The sequence below is a fragment of the Anaerolineaceae bacterium oral taxon 439 genome (assembly GCA_001717545.1).
Classification (GTDB): domain Bacteria; phylum Chloroflexota; class Anaerolineae; order Anaerolineales; family Anaerolineaceae; genus Flexilinea.
On sequence record CP017039.1, the window covers coordinates 439,870 to 459,390 of the forward strand.

Consider the following 19,521-nt stretch of genomic DNA (forward strand, 5'->3'; position numbering starts at 1 on the left):
CGGAATGAACGGGGCCGTCTTTTTTCGTCCTTCGCGTTCGATTTTCAGGAAAGCGTTCCTTACTGTGCGTTTCAGAATTTCTTTAATTTCCGGACGATCCGGCGTGACGGATCCTCAAAATGGGTCGCAAAGTGGTAAGATTCTATCCGATAGACAGGATCCGATCGATCATTCAGGCGGCGATCGCGGGACGGGAGCCGTTCCGCGGCTGGAAGCGGCCTCCGCGGAGAGAGAGAAATACAGGCAGCATGTTCAATAAAATCAAGACAGCTTTGGGCTTAGACCCCATCCAGAAGAAACTCGACGATTTAATCGGAAAGGTTCCGGCGATTAACGCGCTGGAGGAAGCGTTCGAAAGGCTGAGCGACGAAGAGCTCAGCGCCAAAACGGCGGAATTCCGTTCGCGTCTCGCGGACGGGGAAACGCTCGACGAGCTGCTCCCCGAGGCGTTCGCGACGATCCGCGAAACGTCGAAGCGGGTCCTCGGGATGCGCCCCTACGACGTGCAGCTGATCGGCGGTATGGCGCTGCACGATAAATCGATCGCCGAAATGCGGACCGGCGAGGGGAAAACGCTCTCCGCGACGCTTCCGGTCTACCTGAACGCGCTGGCGGGAAAAGGGGTCCACCTGATTACCGTTAACGATTATCTGGCGCGGCGCGACGCGCGCTGGATGGCGCCTGTTTATAACTTCCTGAACCTTTCCGTCGGCGTTTTGCAGATGGCGGCGCGGACGGAGAACGGGAAGAAGGCGTTCCTGGTCGACCTGACGGTTTCGTCGGTCAAGGAAGATCAGGACCGGCTGCGCATGGTCCCGCGGCGCGAAGCGTACCTCGCCGATATTACGTATGGGACAAACGCTGAATTCGGGTTCGATTACCTTCGCGATAATATGACGATGAACTACGACGACCGCGTCCAGCGCGGCCACGCTTTCGCGCTGATCGACGAGGTCGACAACGTCCTGATCGACGAGGCGCGGACGCCGCTGATTATCTCCGGGCCGGCCTCCGACGACGTTGAAATGTATCATCGGATGGCGGCGATTATCCGGGAGCTGACCCCCGACGAATATGAGGTCAGCGAAAAGGATCATCAGGTCTATATCAACGACGCCGGGCTGGATCATGTCGAGGCGCTGCTGGGAATGACGCTCCGCGATCCGGCGCGGCCAGAGGAAATTACGCTGTGTCAGGAAGCGATCATGGGCTATATCGACCAGGCGCTGAAGGCTGAATTCCTGTATCATCGCAATAAAGAGTATCTCGTTCAGGGCGGGAAAGTCGTTATCGTCGACAGCTTTACCGGCCGGCTCATGCCCGGGCGGCGCTGGTCGAACGGGCTGCATCAGGCGATAGAAGCCAAGGAAGGCGTGAAAGTCGAGCCCGAAAACGTGACCTACGCGACGATCACGCTTCAGAATTATTACCGCATGTACGATAAAATCTGCGGAATGACCGGGACGGCGCTGACCGAAAAAGAGGAATTTTATAAAATATACGGGCTGGACGTGATTCCCGTTCCGACGAACCTTGAATTCAGCGCGCGTCAGAAGAATTCCGAGCTGATCGAGCGGACGGCCAAAGACGAAACCGGCTTCAAATATACCTTCTACGCGCTGCGTTCCGATCCGGAGACGCCGGTATATTTCAAGCGAAAGGATTACGAGGACGTTATTTATCAGAGCGAAGAGGCGAAATTCCGCGCGATAACGGTTGAGATTCTGCGCAACTATATTCTCGGCCGTCCGCAGCTGATCGGGACGGCCTCGGTCGAGCATTCCGAATATCTGGCGTCGCGGCTGAAACCGGAGCCGCTGCGCCGGCTGATCCAGCTGAACATGCTACGGCGGGTATGGATGATCAGGAATAAGATCGAATATGTGGAGTCGCCGATTAAGCAGTTCGACCCCTTCCGCAAGGCGATCGAAACGATCGGCGCGAACGATATCCGGCCGTTCGCGCGCGAGCTGGGCGTCTCGCTGAACCCGGACGATCCGGAAAATAAGGCGTTTCTCCTTGCCGAATTCGAGCTGACCGAGAGCGAGTACCCGCGCTTCCTGGCGACGGTCGAAAGCGGTATCCGGCCGCAGGTCCTCAACGCGCGCAAGCATGACGAAGAAGGCATGATTATCGCGCAGGCGGGCGCGTTCGGCGCCGTGACAATCGCGACGAACATGGCGGGGCGGGGCGTCGATATCAAGCTCGGCGGCGAGCTGGACGAGGCGACGCTGCGCGACGTGAACCGCGTTCTCGTTCATAGCGGCGTCGATCCGTATAACCTGACCAACGATGGGCGCTACGAGGAATTGAGCCGGTTGGACGAAGCCGATTTCGGCGTTTACGAGGAGTCGGTCGCGCGCTTCCGGACTTATATTGAGAACATGCATAAGGTTCGCGAGCTGGGCGGGCTCCACGTGATCGGATCGGAACGGCATGAGTCGCGGCGGATCGATAATCAGCTCCGCGGCCGCGCCGCGCGCCAGGGCGACCCGGGATCGTCGCGCTTCTTCCTCTCGCTTCAGGACGAAATCGTCCGTCTTTTCGGCGGCGCGCAGGTGGAGAACCTGCTCAATCGCGTAAATCTTCTGGACGAGAGCGTCCCGATGGAGCATGGCATGTTCTCCCGGCTCATCGAGCAGTCGCAGGAACGCGTCGAAGGGTCCAACTTCGACGTCCGGAAGCATACGCTGGAGTATGACGACGTCCTCAACAGTCAGCGGAAACGGATCTACGATCAGCGCGATCAGGCGTTCCTGAAAAAGGATCTCAGCGAAGATATTTACGATATTCTCGAAACCGATCTGGACGCGCGGCTCGAGAAATATGGCGAAGAAGAAAACTGGCAGCTGGCCGCTTATTTCGACTCGGTTCAGCCGCCTTTCGAAATCGACGGGAATTTCCTCCCGGCCTTCACGACGCGGCTCCTGATTAACGAGCTGTGCCGGACGATCGCGTTTGACGGCTCCGAGGCGGACGTTCCTGTCACGCCGGAGCGCGAGGAAGCGCGCCGTGAAGCGATCCTTGAGGAGCTTCTGGCGCTGAGCCGGAAAGCGTTCGAGGCGGAAAATAAAATCGGCCTGGATCAGGCGGAGGACCTGATCGCGAACGCGCGCGCCGGTTTCGACGCGCAGTCAGACGAACGCCGCGCTAATTTCGAGTTGTTTGCCGAAGCGCTGGCGGACCGGCTGAAGAGCCGCGCCGAGAGCGAACGGGACGGCGAGATTCAAACTCCGCTGCGCGGCCAGGACCTGCTCGCGGAGGCGGGGAGCTTCGCGCGGATCAACTTCCGCCTTTCTTCCGAGGATCAGCGCCTGCTGACAGATGGGGACGAAACGGTTCTCGATAAACTTCGCGGGCAGATCGAATCGACGTTATTCACGGTTTTCACCGCCCGGACGCATCAGGCTTTTTTGAAGCGGCTGGGCGACGATTACGTCCCGCCGGCGGAAACCCCCGAAAACTGGGAAGATTTCGGCGACGCGGTGATGAACGCCGTATCAGAAGGCTTCCTGAAGCGCGCCGATCGGCTTTTCGGGGAGCAGGATCAAATCCGCGCCGACCTGAACGCCGCGCTGCGGTCGATCCCGGGTGAAGCGCTGAGGTATGGGCTGAACGACAGGCAGTGGAACGCGCTGCTGCGCGCCGCGGGGCAGGGAAAGCGGATCGCTTTCGACGCTAAAACGCATCGGAAAACGTCGGTCGCCTATACGCGCCTGAACTTTTTGTACTACAGCGGGACGCTTCTCGACGGAAAATCGCGGCAGGAAATCCGCGATCTCGTCTGGGACCATTACCTGACGACGCTCGAACGGCTCCGCGCCGTCTTCGGCGAAATTGACTGGAAACGGCTCCGGAACCATTCGATCCCGCTGGATCAGCTCCGCGCGGAAACGCAGGCGCAGCTCAAAACGCTTCTCGGGGCGGACGTTTACGGCGGAATCGCCGCCCTCCCGCCGGCCGAGATTGACGAGGACTGCGTCGAAAAAATCAAGGATCATTCAGGCGGCCGGATCCAGAACGAAATCTGCCGGATGGTTATCCTGCGCGCGATTACCGATCAATGGGTCCATTACCTGACCGAGATTGAATCGCTCCGTGTCCGGATTTCGATGGAAGCCTACGCACAGCGGAATCCGCTCGTCGTGTATAAGACGCGGGCGGCGGAGCTGTTCAGCGAGCTGCTGAAAAATATCCGCCGCGCGGTTGTTGAACGGATCTTTATTACCGCGCCGACGCTGGGAATGCTGACCGCCAGCGAACGTGTCAGCCTGAACGAGCTCCGAAAGGATCAGGAGCGCGCGCTGCCGGCGGAGGAAGACCTGACGAAGGCTGAAGCGGACGAAGCGGAGGCCCGTCCGGAACCGGGCGGAAAACCGGAGGGCGGCGACGCGGAGGAGAAGCCGTCAACGGCAGCGCTGAAAAAGAAAAAGAAGAAGATGAAACGATGAGTTTTGACGTTTACGGTCAGGATAACGCGCTTTCCGTTCTCCGCGGGCATCTCCGCCGCGGGGAAACCCGGCATGCCTACCTTTTTCACGGCGCGCCGGGAACGGGCCGCCGGACGTTGGCGCTGCGGATGGCGATGGTTTTGAATTGCCTGAACCCGCCCGCGCCGGACGACTGCTGCGGGAGCTGCCGGATGTGCCGCCAGATTGCGGATATGCGTCATCCGGACCTGACGGTCGTTTCGACCGATACGCCCGGCGATATCCTGAAAATCGATGCGATCCGCGATTTGCAGCATACGCTGACGCTAACGCCGTACGAGGCGAATTACCGGATCGCGATCCTGCTTCGTTTCGAGGAGGCGAATCCAGCTGCGCAGAATGCGCTGTTGAAAACGCTGGAGGAGCCGCCGGAACGGGTGAAGCTGTTTTTAACGGCGTCGGCGGAATCGGCCGTGCTCCCGACCGTTCTGTCCCGCTGCGAGCCGGTCCGCGTTCGTCCGATGCGCGTGGGGGCGCTGATGGCGGCGCTGGGCGAGGCGGCGGACGGCGCTGACCCGGACGTCGTACGCCGCGCGGCGCATCTTTCCGGCGGACGGGTCGGCTTTGCGAGAACGCTGATCGCTGATTCGGAACGGCTGGAAAAGTATGAGGCGGAGGCGAACGATTTTCTGGGCCTCTTCGCGCTGAATACGCGGGAGAGGTTCGCGTTTGCCGCCGCGTTCCGCGATACGCGGCGGCGGAGCGAGCTGCGCGCGCTGTTCCAGGTGTGGGAAACGGCGCTGCGCGATTTATTGCTTACTGCGGCGGAGGCTGACGAGCGGGAAGTCCCGCTGTCGTTTATCGCGCTGCGGGAGAGGATTCGGACCGCTGCGGCGGGGAAAACGCCTGAGTTTTATCGGGCGCGGCTGGAGGCGCTGCGCCGTGCGGCGCTGAACCTGAACGCGAACGTCAGCCCGCAGCTGGCGTTAGAGAATTTCCTGCTGCGGTTATGACGGGCGGCGCGGAAGCCGTGGTATAATCTTTCCGTCGTACCCTGCCTCGGTAGCTCAATTTGGACAGAGCAAAGCACTCCTAACGCTTAGGTTGAGAGTTCGAGTCTCTCCCGGGGTACTTTTTTATCCTTTCTCGATCGGTACCCAGAGTTCCATTTTATAATCGCCGGCGTACATGTCGCCGTTTCCGTAGACCTCGAAATCAGGCGCGCCCGAATGACGATAGCCATGTTCCGGGAGGAACTCCTTCATGATAAACGCCCATCCCGCATGGATACAATCCGGAATTTTTCCCATCAATTCGACGACGGCGTATTCGGTCTCCGGGACGCTGAGGATTTCCAGCCCCAGCGCTTTCGCGCGCTTCTCGTCCCGAACGTCGTATCCCGCCAGGTAATTCAGGCTGCTCGGGTCTTCAATTTCATAGCAGGCGCCGTAGCTCTGGCCGCTGCCGAGCGCTTCGAGCGTTTCTTTCGTGGCTTTCTCGAAGAGCCGGCCCCAGATTTTCGGGCATTCGCTCGATTCAATTCCTTTTGCTCCGATTCCGGCGATTTTGAAACCGGATTTCCGTTGAATTTTTACGTTCATTTCATTTCCTCCATTGACGGTTAGTGATAATTTGAGTTTTGAATAGACTTTACCGTTCTTTCCTTTTCGAATTTCGGAAGGCGCGCAGCCATGGACCGCTTTGAACGCGACGGTAAACGCGTCGGCGGCGTCATATCCATACTTAACCGCGATATCAATGACCTTTTGATCTGTAGACAGGAGATCGAGCGCGGCCATTGTCATTTTCCGCCGCCGGATATACTCGCTGAGCGGGACCCCGGTCAGGATCGAAAAAATCCTGCTGAACATTGCGGCGGAATAGCCCGACAGCTCCGCGATCTTTTTCGACTCGATTTCTCCGTCTAACGCTGCGTCGATGTAATCGATCGTCCGGTTAAAGGATTGGATAAGGTTCATGTGCGTCTCCTTCCGTTTTTATGGGACCTCCTTATGCCTGTAGTTTAGCGGATGCATCGTAAACGTTCCCGAGATTCTTTGTACGGGTTTTATCGGGTTGGCCCGTTTCAGGAGGAAACAGATATCTTGTTGTTTTTCAGCGCGGATCGCTTCCTGGCGCTGTACAGTTTATTTCAGGCTGCGGACGCGCTCGCCGCTGACGACGCCGATCCCGATCGGAACGCCGTTCCGATCCGTCAGGAACAGGTTCGTTCCCTTGGTTCGGACGCGATCGCCGCGTTGGAGCTCCTGTCCGCCCAGCCAGCGCTCGACTTCCGGCGGATCGAGCGCGATTTTTTCCGCGCCGATCTGTCCCCAGACATGCGTCGTCCAGTCGAAGTCGGCGACCCAGCCGACCGATCGCCGGGACGCGATCCGCATCCCCATCGATTTCGCCGGCAGCTCGGCAAATTCGCTCAGGACCCGGTTCGGAACCGCCCAGACTTCTTCGTCCCGAAAAACCAGCGTGCCTTCCTTCGCCGCGACGTCGGCGGCCGCGTCATATCCGAACAGGTCCTCCAACGCCGCCGCGGTCTCGCGTTCTTCCGCCGCCGTTGGGAGGCGGCAGCCGCTTTTTGTAAACGGACGGAACGCGGGCGGAGACGAAGCGTCCGGCGCGGATTCCTTTTTTATCAGCAGCGCGGCGAAAAAACCCGCCGTTTTAAAGCGATGCGGCCAGAGACGGACGGCGCGTTCCGTTCTTTGATCGAGCGTCGTACTGCCGAACGCGCTGATTCCCGGCGCGGGGCGCGGAAGACGGCGATGAACGTCAAGAATATCGATCGTCCTTCCAAACCGTTTGAGCGCGCTGTCGACGACGGCCTCGTCCTCCAGCGGGGACAGCGTACAGGTAGAATAAACGAGCTGCCCTCCCGGACGAAGCGCGTTCAGCGCCGCCGTCAGGAGCCGCGACTGACGTTCCGCCAGTGCCGCTTCTTCCCGTTCGCTGATCGGACGCATCGGATGCGAATCGATCGAGATCAGGCTTTGCATGCTGCATGGGGCGTCAAGCAGGATAAAATCGAACCGTTCGGGGAACCATTCGCCGATCCAGTCGCCCGAAAAATTCGTAACCAGCTGGTTCCTGGCTCCGTAATTCTTTAAGACTTTCCGGAGCGCCCCGATCCGTCCCGCGCTGGAATCGTTCGCGAGAATCAGCCCGCGGTCGCCGCTGGCGCTGACGAGGTGGGTCGTTTTTCCGCCCGGCGACGCCGCCATGTCCAGGATCAGCGGCTTTCCCGCGAAGACGGAATCCTCGACGAGCGAAACGGGGAGCATCGACGCGCTGTCCATGATATAAAACGCTCCTGCGCGATGTTCCACGGTCGTTCCCGGCGCAACCGCCGCCTCTGTTAACCGATAGCCGGAGGCGCAGAATTCAACCGGGGCCGCGGTCCAGCCATAGCGCGCGGATAGATTGTCGATCGTCCCGAACGCGCTCTTCGCGGGGTTCAGCCGGATCGCGGGCGGAAGCGTCAGCGTCCGAGCCGCTTCACTCGCCGCCGCCCGCTCGTCTTCCGGGATCAGCCGCTCAAAGCGCGCGAGCATCGTTTCGGAAAGCGGCTCAGTCGGCGCGGCGCGGCGGGACGATCGTTTCGATTTTTCAGCCATGCGGATCGCGGGTTATCGTTTCAGGACGTAAACAATTTCGTTTGGGTAACGGAGCTTCGTCGAATCCCAGCCGGACGCGCTCAGGATTGCGTCGTACTCAGTCTCGAAATCGACGCTGGAGGCCGCGCTTCCGGAACGTTTCGCTTTCGCGGCGGGAGCTGGAAACGAGACGACCGCGAACGGGCTGCGGATTTCGTCGAAGACGCGCCGTCCCGCTCCCGTTTCGGAGCGCTCTAAAACCGGAATGATCTTCTGGATCAGGGTTAAATCAGCGTCGATATCCGGGGCCCCGTTCAGCAGGTTCCCCTGCAGCGCGGTTCCGGAAAGATCCAGGAACTGGAAAAAATCGTTGAGAAAATCGACGAGATCGAGCGGAAGATCGACCGCGGTGTAGTGAAGATCGCGGCCGTTGGGAATAAACGAAACGGCCGCGATCGGATTCAGGCCGCAGCCCAAATCCAGGATCGAACGAATCGGCGGGAGGCCGCTGAAAATTTCCTGATAATAGCGGCGGATAAACGGAAGCCGCTCTTTCGACGAAGCGTGGCGGCGGAGGAAATCGGCGGCGTAAAGCTGCCGTTCCTCGACCGGGCGATCATGAATCGCGTGGTCGCCTAACTGGATCGCGAGGTCGCGATACGAGTCTTCCCCGACGCGGAACGCGTTGACGGCCTGATGAATGGCATGTTTAACCGATTTAAGGATTTCCTTTTCGTCCGAGCTGGCTTTCGCCGCGTTGGAGACGAGCCGCTCGATGAAGCTGAGATCGAGCTCGCGATAATTCTTCGTATGGGTAAGCCGCTCGACGAGTTCGGAGAAGTCCTGCGTGGGTTCCATTTTTTCCTTTCTTAGCAGCAATATTTTTTAACAGCAAAGAGCCCGCGGCGGGCGGGCCATGAATCGTATGGCCTGAAATAATTCGGGCGATAATAAAGGCGGTTCCGCCGGTTCGTCCGCGGAGGTTTCGGCGGTTCTGCCGTTTTCTGATTTTTTCAGGATGCTGATAGCGGAGGTTGGTTTTTCCATGTCCGTTTTTCTATGGAATTGAAAGCGTCATTCCCGGAACGACCTGATCCGCGGAGGTCAGTCCATTCTGAACCGCGATCGCTTCGGGGGTAACGTCGCCGTAAACGCAGGCGATACTGTAAAGCGTCTCGCCCGCGACGACCGGGTGCTGCGCCGGATGCGGCGCGGAAACGCGCTCGCCGTACCGGTCGCTTAGCCAATGGCTGTTCTGCGGCAGGATCAGGTTCTTTCCCGTCCCGATCAGCGCTTCGTTTTCATACGTGATTCCGTTCATTGAATACAGCTTGATCCAGTCCAGGTCATACCGGCGCGCGATGCATTTCGCCGTTTCGCCTTCCTGAAGCGTATAGAAACCTGGCGAAGCGGCGCCTGATCCGAGCGTGGGGCTGGGGGCGGACGTTTCGCTTTCCGGCTCGTTCGCGGCTGGAAGAAGCGCGGGAGGAATGACGCCCGGTTCCGGGGCGACGTTATAGCGGATCCAGACCTCTTTTGTCTCCTCAAACATGACCAACCGTTCGGTATTCGGCGTTGCGTTGGAAAGGGATTGGATTGGATCGGGGGTTGGCGCCGCTCCGCAGCCGCTCCCGATGAGCGCCAATCCGATCAGGAGACATCTCAGCTTCCGTGTCTTCATTTCGTCTCCTTGTCCGCAACGATCGCCGCGCCTTTGGCTGTTGGACTTAGAATAAACGTCTCGGCTTCTGTTCCGGTTTTGGTGCAGGCCTCCGCCATCGCTTCGAGAACCGGCTCGATCGGCTGCATACTGAACGCGATCAGGGATGGCCCCGCTCCCGACACGGCGCAGCCGGCCGCTCCGGCCTTTTTCGCGGCGGCGAGGATCTCGCGTCCTCCCGGGATCAGCGCCAGGCGGTACGGCTGGTGAAGCCTGTCGCGCATCGCGAATTCAAGCGTCGTTTCGTCGCCGCCGCAAAGCGCGGACAGCAGGAACGGAATCCTCTGGAGATTGAAAACGGCGTCGGCGAGCTCGACCCGCTTCGGGAGCGCGTTCCGCGCGTCCTCCGTCAGGATCGTCATCTTCGGCTTCAATATCGCGATTTTCCAGTTCTCGATCGGGTATGAAACGATCAATGTCCCTTCGCCTTCGCCGCCCACCGCGCCGACCGTCAGTCCGCCTATCAGCGCCGCGGCGATATTATCCGGATGACCTTCGAGGCGGGTCCCAGGATCGACGAGTTCCGGCTGAGGAAGATGAATCCCCATCGCTTCGTTTGCCGCGACCAGTCCGCAGGCGATCGCCGCCGCGCTCGACCCCAGCCCGGACGCGGGCGGGATCCGGTTCCGGAGATGGAGCCGGACGGCGGAAGGCGCGGTTTTCCCGTTCTCTTCGCAAAGCAGCCTGAAACTTTTCAGGACCAGGTTCTCCTCTGGCGACGCGCTCAATGGAACCGCGTACCCCTCCTGCGTCACGGTCGTTTCCGAAACGTCGAACGAAAACTCGACCTCGTTCCAGAGATCGAGCGCCAGCCCGAAGGCGTCGAAGCCGGGGCCTAAATTCGCCGTTGTCGCCGGCGCGCGGACGGTAAAGGCCCTTCTGTCCACGGTCAGAGTCCCTTCATGATAAATTGGTAAATCCGATCGAAGTCAACCGGGAGCCGAGTCGGCGCGGGGGCGCGCTGCGTAATAATATCGGGGTCCTTCATGCCGTGCCCCGTGCAGATTACGACGACGCGTTTCCCGCTGACGTTCAGCGATCCGGATTCAAGCTGCGCCCTGAGCCCGGCTAATCCGGCGGCGGACGCGGGTTCGACCCAGATCCCGGCGGCGGCGAGCGCCTTCTGTGCGGCGAGAATCTGGTCGTCGCTGACGGCGATAATCTTCCCGCCGGATTCTTCGGCGGCGGCGAGCGCCTGCTCTCCGCGGGCGGGGTTCCCGATCCGGATCGCGGTCGCGATCGTTTCCGGATTCTCGACGACGTGGCCTAAAACGAGCGGAGCGGCCCCGGCCGCCTGAACGCCCAGGATTTCCGGGAGTCCGGTTTTCCGTTCCGCGTTGTACTGACGGAAACCGGCCCAGTATGCGGTAATGTTTCCTGCGTTCCCGACCGGAAGGCAGAGTAAATCCGGAGCGCCCTCCAGCGTGTCGCAGATCTCAAACGCTGATGATTTCTGGCCTTCGATCCGATACGGGTTCAGCGAATTGACGAGTTCAATATCGCTTTTCTGGCTGATTTCAACGACGAACGAAAGCGCGTCGTCGAACGAGCCGGGAATTTGAATAATTTCAGCGCCGTAAGCGAGCGCGCCGGCGAGCTTTCCGGTCGCGACCTTCCCGTCGGGGATCATGACGATTGCGCGCAGCCCGGCGCGGTTCGCGTAAGCGGCCGCCGACGCGGACGTATTTCCCGTCGAGGCGCAGATCACCGTCTTTTTCCCATTCGCTTTCGCCATCGTCAGCGCGACCGTCATACCGCGGTCCTTGAACGATCCGGTCGGGTTCATCCCGTCGAATTTAACGAAAAGCTCGAAGCCGCCGCCGAGACGCGCGGCGATTTCAGGAACGGGAATCAGCGGCGTATCGCCCTCCAGCAGCGTTACCGGCTCGATCTGCGTTGGAAGGTCTAAATATTTTCGATAACGATGAATGATTCCGCGGTAGGTCATGATTCAATACTCCAGCTTCCTGCAAGGTCAAAACACGGGAATCGGTTGGATTCGCGCGTTTCAGTTTAGTCTATTCTACTCGAAAAACGAGGGGAATCCGCTTTGACCCGGCGAAGGCCTGCGGGATGGCTGGCGCGGCTCATGAATCTTCGGCGCGGGCGTCGGCCCTGCTGGCGACGTCCTCAATCAGTCTTGAAAGGTCAACCGCGTTTTTGGGGGTGATAACCGGTTTCCCCGTTTCTTTCTCCAGCGTTTCTTTCGCTACCTTCGCTACGTTGCCGCCGCGTTTCGCGACCTGAATATGTTCCTCGATTTTTTCCGGATGATCCGCGTTCGTGATATCTTTCGTCGCGGCCTCTGCAAGCATGTTCAAAATCAACTCTGTGGTCGACATATTGTCCCGCAGATTTTCTTTTTTCAGGTTTTTGAATTCTTTATACTCTCTCGTTGTCATTCCACTCCAGGCTCTCGATATTTCGTTTGTCAGGATTGCGTATTCTTTGCCTTCTTTTACGCCGTGATCCTGCCATGCGTCGGTCAGCTCTTTCCGGACCTGAATCGCCTGGAGCCGCTGATTGATCCACTCCCGGGAATAACCTTTTTCGAGATATGTCTGCAAAGCCCGTTCAATCGTTATCTCCGGATCGATGATTTCGTCGATGCGTTCTTTCCCGACCTCCGCCAGCCACATTTTGAATGGTTCCGCTTTCGGCGAGGGAATGGATTGGATGATTCGAAAGATCCCTTGCATGTCCGCGACGTCGGTACGATACAGCTTTCCGTCTTTACGTGATTTCAGTTTCAGTTGGCTACAATTTGTAGCCGACTCATTCCCTTCTTTTTTCAGGCGCGTTTTCAGGACGCTCCAATATTTCCTTGGGTTAGCGCTTTCGGTTAATATTTCAATAATATCAACGACGCTGAAAAACCATTCCTCTTTTTCCCGGTCCCAGACTGAACGGATGCTCTTGCCTTCAAAGTGTTTAATTTCGTTATCCATCTGACTGCCTCCCTTTTTTTTGTATGGATTGTTTCCTGCCAGACGTATCAGGTCCGAAGAGTTTTCGACGCCGGTTGGGAACGTCATCCCTCCGATCGATTCATGATTTGCCGCTGCGGATTGGGGCAGGGTTTGCGGGTTCTGCCGTGCTGTCGGTTAATTTTACAGTATTTTTATCCATGCCGCGCCGGGTCATCAGCCGGCGGCCGCGTTTGAGCGCAGTCCGGTTGAACGCGGTATGATTGATCTGACGGCAGGGACCTGGCGCGATTATCTTTCAAGGAAAATGATTCATGCTGAACGAGAATAACGAAATTTGGATGAATGGGGAGTTCGTCCCGGCGGAGCGGGCGGTCGTCCCGTTCTTAAATAACACGCTGCATTACGGAATCGGTTTTTTCGAAGGCCTCCGCGCTTATCAGACTGATCGCGGCGTTCAGATTTTCCGTCTCCGCGACCATATCCGCCGCTTATTCGAGAGTATTAAAATCGGCGGCGTCGTTCCGCTCCGCTTCAGCGAAGACGAAATTTCCGAGGCAACTCGGGAAACCGTGCGGCGGAACCGGCTGGGGGACGCGTATATACGGCCGCTCGCTTATTTCCAGGGCGATCATTTGGGAATGAGTATCACGCAGGGCGAGCTCAAAATCGGGATCGCGGCGTGGAACTGGCCGTCGTTATTCGACGAAGCGGCGATTCGCCGCGGCTTATCCGTCTGCGTCTCGTCGTTTTCGCGCATGTCGCATAACGCTTTCCTTTTAAAAGCGAAAGCCTGTGGGAACTATGTCAATTCGCTCTACGCGCACCATGAAGCCGTAACGAACGGGTATGACGAAACGGTTCTTCTCGACGGGCAGGGGTATGTTTCCGAATGTTCCGGGGAAAATATTTTCATCGTTAAAAACGGCGCGATCCTGACGCCTCCGCCGGCGACGATCCTCGAAGGGATTACCCGCGACAGCGTCATGACGATCGCCCGGGACTTTGGCTATTCGGTAAACGAAGGCATGATCGCTCGCGACATGCTCTACACTGCCGACGAGGTATTCCTGACCGGGTCCGCGGCCGAGGTCAACGCGATCACGTCGGTCGACCGGCGGACGATCGGTTCCGGCATGATCGGCCCGGTCACTGCGGAGCTGCGCGCCGCGTTTATCCGGACGATTCGCGGAAAAGGGACCCGTTCCGTGGAATGGTGCGACTATATATAGGAAAGGCTTCGCAACCGACTGTCGCCGGATATTAGAATTCGGAATTTAAATATACATCAGATATTCTGACTCCCTTTTATTGCGCGTACGCCGGTTGGGGGACCGGATCGGTCGTCAGGATCATCCCCGCCGCCATCGTTTCGTACAGCTGCCCGATCAGGTATTTTTTTCCTTCGAAAAACGTCCCGCCCTGATTCCCGATCAGGATTTCCAGCGGCGGAACGATCACGTTCGCGGCGCTTCCCGCGCTGATATCGGTGAACGCCGTTCGCAGCGTCGTTTCCAGGTCGATCCGGACGCCGCCGAGCCAGTTCCCGTTCCAGTCGGCAGGCTTATCGCCTGCCGTCAGGACGCTGTAGCCGAGGTCGTTCGCCGCGGTCAGGAGCTCGGTCGATTTCGCGGCGTCGGAAACGAAGAGCGTATTAATCGGTCCGACGGAAAATTCGGATAAGCGTCCGATCCAGTCGGACGGCGCGGCCGCGCCCGGAAGCGTTATCGTCAGCGGGTAAACCGTATACGGCGCGATGATCGCCTTGCACGGGCCGCAGAAATAGCGCATCCCGTTTCGAAAGATTTCGGCGCTGCGTTCTCCAAGGAACGGATCGTCCGAAGGGAGAAGCGCTCCCCCGCGCCAATCGCGGGCGGTCAGGCCGACCGCGAATCCGGCGAGGTAGGTTTCAAACGTCGGGTCATAGCGGATCGAATAAACGTTAGCGCCCGTTTCGGCGGGTTTCCCAAGGACGGCGATCCTGAGAGACGGATGCGCCGCGGCGATATCCGCTAATCCCTCCGGCGGCGCCGGGAAGAATAAGAGCGAATCGCTGTCGTTAAGGCTCGACGACGCGGAAAACGCGTCGGTTTCATGAACGAGAAATGGGAAATCCGCTTCATTAAATATCGCGCGCAGCTTCTCCAGCAGCGCCTCGTGGATCCCGCCGGTAACGAAAGTCAGTTCATGCCGTTCCGGAACGGCGGTCGCGGTCGGATCGGGCGTAATCGCCGCCGCGGTTGCGGCCGCGGCGGCGAATTCGGCGGTTATGGTCTGCTGCGCTGACTGCACGGGGTCCGGCGCGGTTGGCGTGTTGCAGCTCGCCATGAAAATCAATCCGATCAGCGCAATCATCCCGCGGAATAGAACGGCGGTTCGGCGGTTCGGTTGGCGGTTTTCTTCGGTTTGCATGCAGATTCCCTGTTCTTTGAAAGTAATGATCGTACTGTGACCTGCCCTCAGGGAGCGGTCAATCTGCACGATTATCTTGTATTATAATTTAGCGCAGGTCTTTGGACCGGGTCTGTCTGATGGGAATGATACCCGACATGCGCTGGAAACTGTCGGGTTTTGGTTTGCGAAGGGGTCTGACTTGAACGAAACAGAATTTGATTCCAAGGCGCGCGAACGCTATCGCCGGAGGGGGATTTTCGGTAATCCGGATACGCCGAAAAAGGTCTATTTAAACGAACTGGCGCATCGGCTCACGCCTTCGATCGGCGATTTTGCGCTGATTTTGTTTTGCGGTGTTTTGATGTCGGTTGCGATCTGGTTCAACGTTCCGGTTCTCCTGGTTCCGGTTCTCGCCTTCTTCCCGTTTATGGGTTCGTTTTTTGGTTTCCTGCTGGGGTTGACGGCGGGATCGTTTCGCTTCGCCGCGAAGGCGTTCGCGAACCTGCTGATTCTGATGGCGCTGTATTTTGTCGGGTTGTACCTGATCGGGACGGCGGCGAAGGGGTTCAATCTCTCCGCATCGCCGTTCTTCGGCGCGTTTTTGCAGCCGTCCGCGCTCCTGCTGTTCGCCTGCGCTGTTTGCGTCTTCTTTTCAGTGACGCGGCTTGTCGTCTGGAAGGAGCGGATCCCCGAGTCCTTCTCGACGGCGGCGTTTGCGTCGGTCTGGCTTCCGGCAGGCGTCGCGGGGTTCATGTTCGGATCAGGGAGCGTCGAAATGGCGACGGGCGCGCTGCGGACCGCTTTGATGGGGTTTGCGGTGAATCTCGCGGTGACGCTGATCGCGCTGTACCTGCATCGGTTATTTACAGCCAAACCGGCCGCGATCGTTCTTTCGCTGACGCTGTTGGCCCTGTCGGCTGGATGGGTCTTCCTCTGGCGTGGGCCCGTTCTCGTCAGCGCGGGAGATACGATCGCTGCGATCCGCGCCCGCCTGAAAGCCGGGTCGGTCGAACTCGTCCCGGACGTTTCGCCGAATTCGATTGTGGATTTGAACGGCGTGGGAACGTTGTCCGCCGCGGCGGGGGACGCAACGCTTCAGCCCGCTGGCACGGATCGTGAATCCGATTCTATGGCGGAAGCGACGGCGCGGCCGACCGTCGAAACGACGACAACGACGGTTTCCCCGTTCCCGACCGACGCTCCGGCGACGTTAGCCCCGCCGGAAAAAACGGTCGATTCGACGACGTATGAAATGACGCGGTCGAGCGTTCAGGAAAAATTCGGGATTAAATTCCCGACGGGTTCAGGGAGCGGCGAAACGCAGGCCCCTGCGGCGAGCGAGACTTCGGCTCCATCGGCGACCGTCACAAAACTGGCGACGCTGACGAAGGAGCCGACCGTAACGGCGACGGCCGAACCGAGCGCAACCGCGACAGCGACCGCGACCGCGACCGGTACGGCGACGCCTGTTCCGACGGCGACGCCGGTTCCGCCGACGCGCGCGTTCGTTCCGACGATTACGCCAACGCTGACGCGGACGCTGCGCCCGACGGCGACGGCGACGGTAACGTTTACCGCAGCGCCGCCGGTCAACTACGCGGTTGTGCATGTTGAAAACGACGTCGGCGTTCTCGTTCGGCTCAGCCCGGAATTTAACGCCGTGGTGATGAAATCGGTCCTGAATGGATCGCTGTTGGAGCTGATGGGCGAGGAACGCGAGCTGCCTTATAACGCGTTTACCTGGGTCAGGGTCAGGACGAACGACGGTTACGTCGGATGGGTTGGGAAAAATAACCTGATTTACCCGGACGGAGGGACGATTACGCCGACGGTCGTTTCGCGCGCGACGCCCGATCCGGCGACGGAGTTCCCGAAAGCTGATCTGGCTCCGTCGCTCCCAGAGATTTCCAGGACGAAGTCGCCGATTCAGACTCCGGAGCGGACGGTCAGCGCCGTGGAAGGGAAGTACGCGATCGTTCAGTCTCAATCGGAGATCGGCGTCCTGCTTCGCGTCAACCCTGAACGGAGCGCCGACGTGATGAAATCGATCCTGAACGGGAGCCGGATTGAATTAACCGGGCGCGAGCGGACGACGGAGTCGGGCGATTATATCTGGGTTCAGGTTCGGACCGAGGATGGGTTCGTCGGCTGGGTCGGGAGGGAAGGACTGACCTTCCTGAGCGACTCGATCGAGCCGGCCGCGGTCGTCGCCTCAACCAGGCCGACCGCCGCGCTGACGCTCCTCCAACCGGAGATTACTTCTACGGTGGAGCCCCTTGAAGAAGAAACAACAACGACCGCGATCGCTTCGGGAAAGTACGCGGTCGTTCAGTCTCAGACGGAAATCGGCGTTCTCCTTCGCGTCAGCCCGGATCATCAGGCTCAGACCATGAAGTCGATCCTGAACGGGAACCGGGTTGAGCTGACTGGCGAGGAACGGCGGGCGACGGTGCGAAACGTCGCCTGGGCTCAGGTCCGGACTGAAGACGGGTATGTCGGCTGGGTTCCGAAGGAGGGCCTGACCTTCCCGGATCAGGCGGACGCGCGACCGGCGGCGACCGCTCTTATTGTCCGGGCGTTATCGCCGACTCCTGCTCTGTCTTTGGATAACGCAGGCAAAACGACCGCGGTTGCTTCAGGGAAGTACGCGGTCGTTCAGTCTCAGACGGAGATCGGCGTCCTCCTCCGCGTCAGTCCGGATCGCGGCGCTCAGGTCATGAAATCGATTTTAAATGGGACGCGGATCGAATTAACCGGAGAAGAACGCGCCGCGACGGCGCGGAACGTCGCCTGGGTTCAGGTTCGGACCGAGGACGGTTACGTTGGCTGGGTCGCGAGAGAGGGCCTGATCCTTCCGGGCGGCGCGGTCGCGTTCGTTCCGACGGTCGTCCCGAGTCCGGTCGTTTCGCCGCGTCCGACGATCGTTCCGACGGTCGTTCCGGACCCGGTTGTTTCGGAGCTTCCGACGGCGGTTCCGACGTTCCTGGCGACGGAATCGACGCGGCCGTCGCCGACGTTCCCGGCAACCGTCGAATATGCGACCGTTCGGAACGAGCTGGACGTTGGTACGCTGATCCGAGAGGGGCCGGATTGGAATTCGGTGGTGAAAATGTCGGTTCTAAACGGGGATCAGGTGGCGCTGACCGGGGTCGAACGGAAGAGCCGCTCCGAGAGGACGTATTGGATCCAGGTTCGAACGGTCGATGGATATGTGGGCTGGGTCCCGCGGGAGGTGCTGCGCTTCGCGAACGAGCCTGTCCCGACGGTTGTTCCGACGCGCGTACCGGTCGCGATCTTTTCCGGCGAGTTGGTCGATTACGTCATTGTCAACGCCTCGGATCAGCCGGGCGTTTACGTCCGCCTTGATCCGACGATGTTCGGAACGGTTCGGAAGGCTATTCTGAATGGGTCGCTGGTCGAGCTGGTTCGGGGCGAGGACGAACTGACGGCTGAGGGCCTGACCTGGGTTAAAGTCAGGACGACGGACGGACTGGTCGGGTGGGTCGGGAAAGAGACCCTGATCTATCCGGAACGATAGAAAAAAGGAAATAAAAAATCCAAATGGAGCGTTCAGCGCCCAATTTGGATTTTTTTGATCCGTATTTCGGTGGGATCAGGAGAACGACGCGGTTTTCGGATTTTCCGGAAAGCCCGGGTTTTCCCTTGACGGCGAACAGTTGTTCTGATATAGTTTTAGAAACAGACGATGGATTCCGCTGTCCATGGCGGGGTCGAATGGAGAGGATTATGCCACGACACAGTAAGCTCATGAGCGATCGTCATCGCAGGATTATGGAGTTTCTTGAAGCGTATCAGAACAAGAATCAGTACGCGCCGTCGATTCGCGAAATCGGCAACTATATTAACGTCAATTCAACGTCGCTGGTCGATTACTACCTGCGTCAGCTGATTGATATGGGCTATCTCGAACGCGATAACCGGATTTCACGTTCAATTCGCATGATCAAGCCGTATCGCGAGGAAGGCGGGCCTCGCCCGGTTCTCTCCTACTCGAAACAGGACGTGCTGCGTTTCCAGATTCTGGGGCGGATCGTCGCCAGCGCGCCGATCCCGGTTCCGGGGTCGGATCTGGCCTATTTCGACGAGGAATCGTACGTCGAGATCCCGCGGCGGATGCTCCCTGCGAACGAGAAAGAAAGCGAGCTTTTCGTTCTCGAGGTCTCCGGCGATTCGATGGTCGACGCGATGATTAACGATGGCGATAAGGTCGTCTTCCGTCATACGAATAAAGCCAATAACGGCGATATGGTCGCGGTCTGGCTGACGAAAAACGATGAAACAACGCTGAAATATTATTATCGCGAGGCAGGCCGGATCCGGCTTCAGCCGGCGAATCCGACGATGGGGCCGATTTATATCGACGATCCGGAACAGGTTCAGATCATGGGGAAAGTTGTGATGGTCATCCGCAGTGTCTGATC

General features: G+C 59.0%; 14 protein-coding genes and 1 tRNA gene. 7 read left to right on the forward strand and 8 right to left on the reverse strand.

Going from position 1 to position 19,521, the window contains the following annotated elements:
• Positions 1-4 precede the first annotated feature (4 nt).
• From BEQ56_02120 to BEQ56_02135, 4 genes are all read left to right on the forward strand, one after another.
• A complete protein-coding gene (locus tag BEQ56_02120) occupies positions 5-259 on the forward strand; it encodes a hypothetical protein (protein AOH42382.1) in 255 nt (84 codons plus the stop codon).
• The gene (locus BEQ56_02125; protein ID AOH42383.1) at positions 249-4,451 is read left to right on the forward strand and encodes a hypothetical protein; all 4,203 of its coding nucleotides are present in this window, start codon (positions 249-251) and stop codon (positions 4,449-4,451) included. Before BEQ56_02120 ends, BEQ56_02125 begins: the two co-directional genes overlap by 11 nt.
• The gene (locus BEQ56_02130; GenBank protein AOH42384.1) at positions 4,448-5,443 is read left to right on the forward strand and encodes a hypothetical protein; all 996 of its coding nucleotides are present in this window, start codon (positions 4,448-4,450) and stop codon (positions 5,441-5,443) included. Before BEQ56_02125 ends, BEQ56_02130 begins: the two co-directional genes overlap by 4 nt.
• A gap of 43 nt (positions 5,444-5,486) precedes the next feature.
• Positions 5,487-5,561: transfer RNA gene (locus tag BEQ56_02135), tRNA-Arg, on the forward strand.
• Between the two features lie 5 nt (positions 5,562-5,566).
• On the opposite strand, the gene BEQ56_02140 is transcribed toward BEQ56_02135, so the two are convergent.
• The 7 genes from BEQ56_02140 to BEQ56_02170 all read right to left on the reverse strand — a co-directional run bounded on the left by BEQ56_02140 (position 5,567) and on the right by BEQ56_02170 (position 12,706).
• On the reverse strand, positions 5,567-6,409 hold the full coding sequence (locus BEQ56_02140) for an AraC family transcriptional regulator (protein ID AOH42385.1): 843 nt from the start codon (positions 6,407-6,409) through the stop codon (positions 5,567-5,569).
• 168 nt (positions 6,410-6,577) lie between these two features.
• Positions 6,578-8,059 carry a hypothetical protein gene (locus BEQ56_02145; GenBank protein AOH42386.1) on the reverse strand — a complete coding sequence of 494 codons (1,482 nt, stop codon included), beginning with the start codon at positions 8,057-8,059 and terminating at the stop codon, positions 6,578-6,580.
• 12 nt (positions 8,060-8,071) lie between these two features.
• Positions 8,072-8,896, reverse strand: a complete 825-nt coding sequence (locus BEQ56_02150; GenBank protein AOH42387.1) for a hypothetical protein — start codon at positions 8,894-8,896, stop codon at positions 8,072-8,074.
• Between the two features lie 199 nt (positions 8,897-9,095).
• Positions 9,096-9,719 carry a hypothetical protein gene (locus BEQ56_02155; GenBank protein AOH42388.1) on the reverse strand — a complete coding sequence of 208 codons (624 nt, stop codon included), beginning with the start codon at positions 9,717-9,719 and terminating at the stop codon, positions 9,096-9,098.
• Entirely contained in the window at positions 9,716-10,645 is a 930-nt protein-coding gene (locus BEQ56_02160; protein ID AOH42389.1) for a homoserine kinase, read from the reverse strand. The genes BEQ56_02155 and BEQ56_02160 overlap by 4 nt, the downstream gene beginning before the upstream one ends.
• 2 nt (positions 10,646-10,647) lie before the next feature.
• A complete protein-coding gene (locus BEQ56_02165) occupies positions 10,648-11,706 on the reverse strand; it encodes a threonine synthase (GenBank protein ID AOH42390.1) in 1,059 nt (352 codons plus the stop codon).
• Positions 11,707-11,845: 139 nt separating this feature from the next.
• Positions 11,846-12,706 (reverse strand): phage antirepressor protein, encoded by an 861-nt coding sequence (locus BEQ56_02170; protein AOH44360.1) that lies wholly within the window; start codon positions 12,704-12,706, stop codon positions 11,846-11,848.
• Between the two features lie 293 nt (positions 12,707-12,999).
• Here BEQ56_02170 and BEQ56_02175 point away from each other — a divergent pair, with 293 nt between their 5' ends.
• Positions 13,000-13,917, forward strand: coding sequence for a branched-chain-amino-acid transaminase (locus tag BEQ56_02175; protein AOH42391.1), 918 nt, complete (start codon positions 13,000-13,002; stop codon positions 13,915-13,917).
• A 76-nt stretch (positions 13,918-13,993) separates the two neighbouring features.
• On the opposite strand, the gene BEQ56_02180 is transcribed toward BEQ56_02175, so the two are convergent.
• A complete protein-coding gene (locus BEQ56_02180; GenBank protein AOH42392.1) occupies positions 13,994-15,097 on the reverse strand; it encodes a hypothetical protein in 1,104 nt (367 codons plus the stop codon).
• Positions 15,098-15,173: 76 nt separating this feature from the next.
• Between BEQ56_02180 and BEQ56_02185 the strand changes: the two genes are divergently transcribed.
• Positions 15,174-18,617, forward strand: coding sequence for a hypothetical protein (locus BEQ56_02185; protein ID AOH42393.1), 3,444 nt, complete (start codon positions 15,174-15,176; stop codon positions 18,615-18,617).
• A 209-nt stretch (positions 18,618-18,826) separates the two neighbouring features.
• The gene (locus BEQ56_02190; protein ID AOH44361.1) at positions 18,827-19,519 is read left to right on the forward strand and encodes a repressor LexA; all 693 of its coding nucleotides are present in this window, start codon (positions 18,827-18,829) and stop codon (positions 19,517-19,519) included.
• Positions 19,520-19,521: the final 2 nt, after the last annotated feature.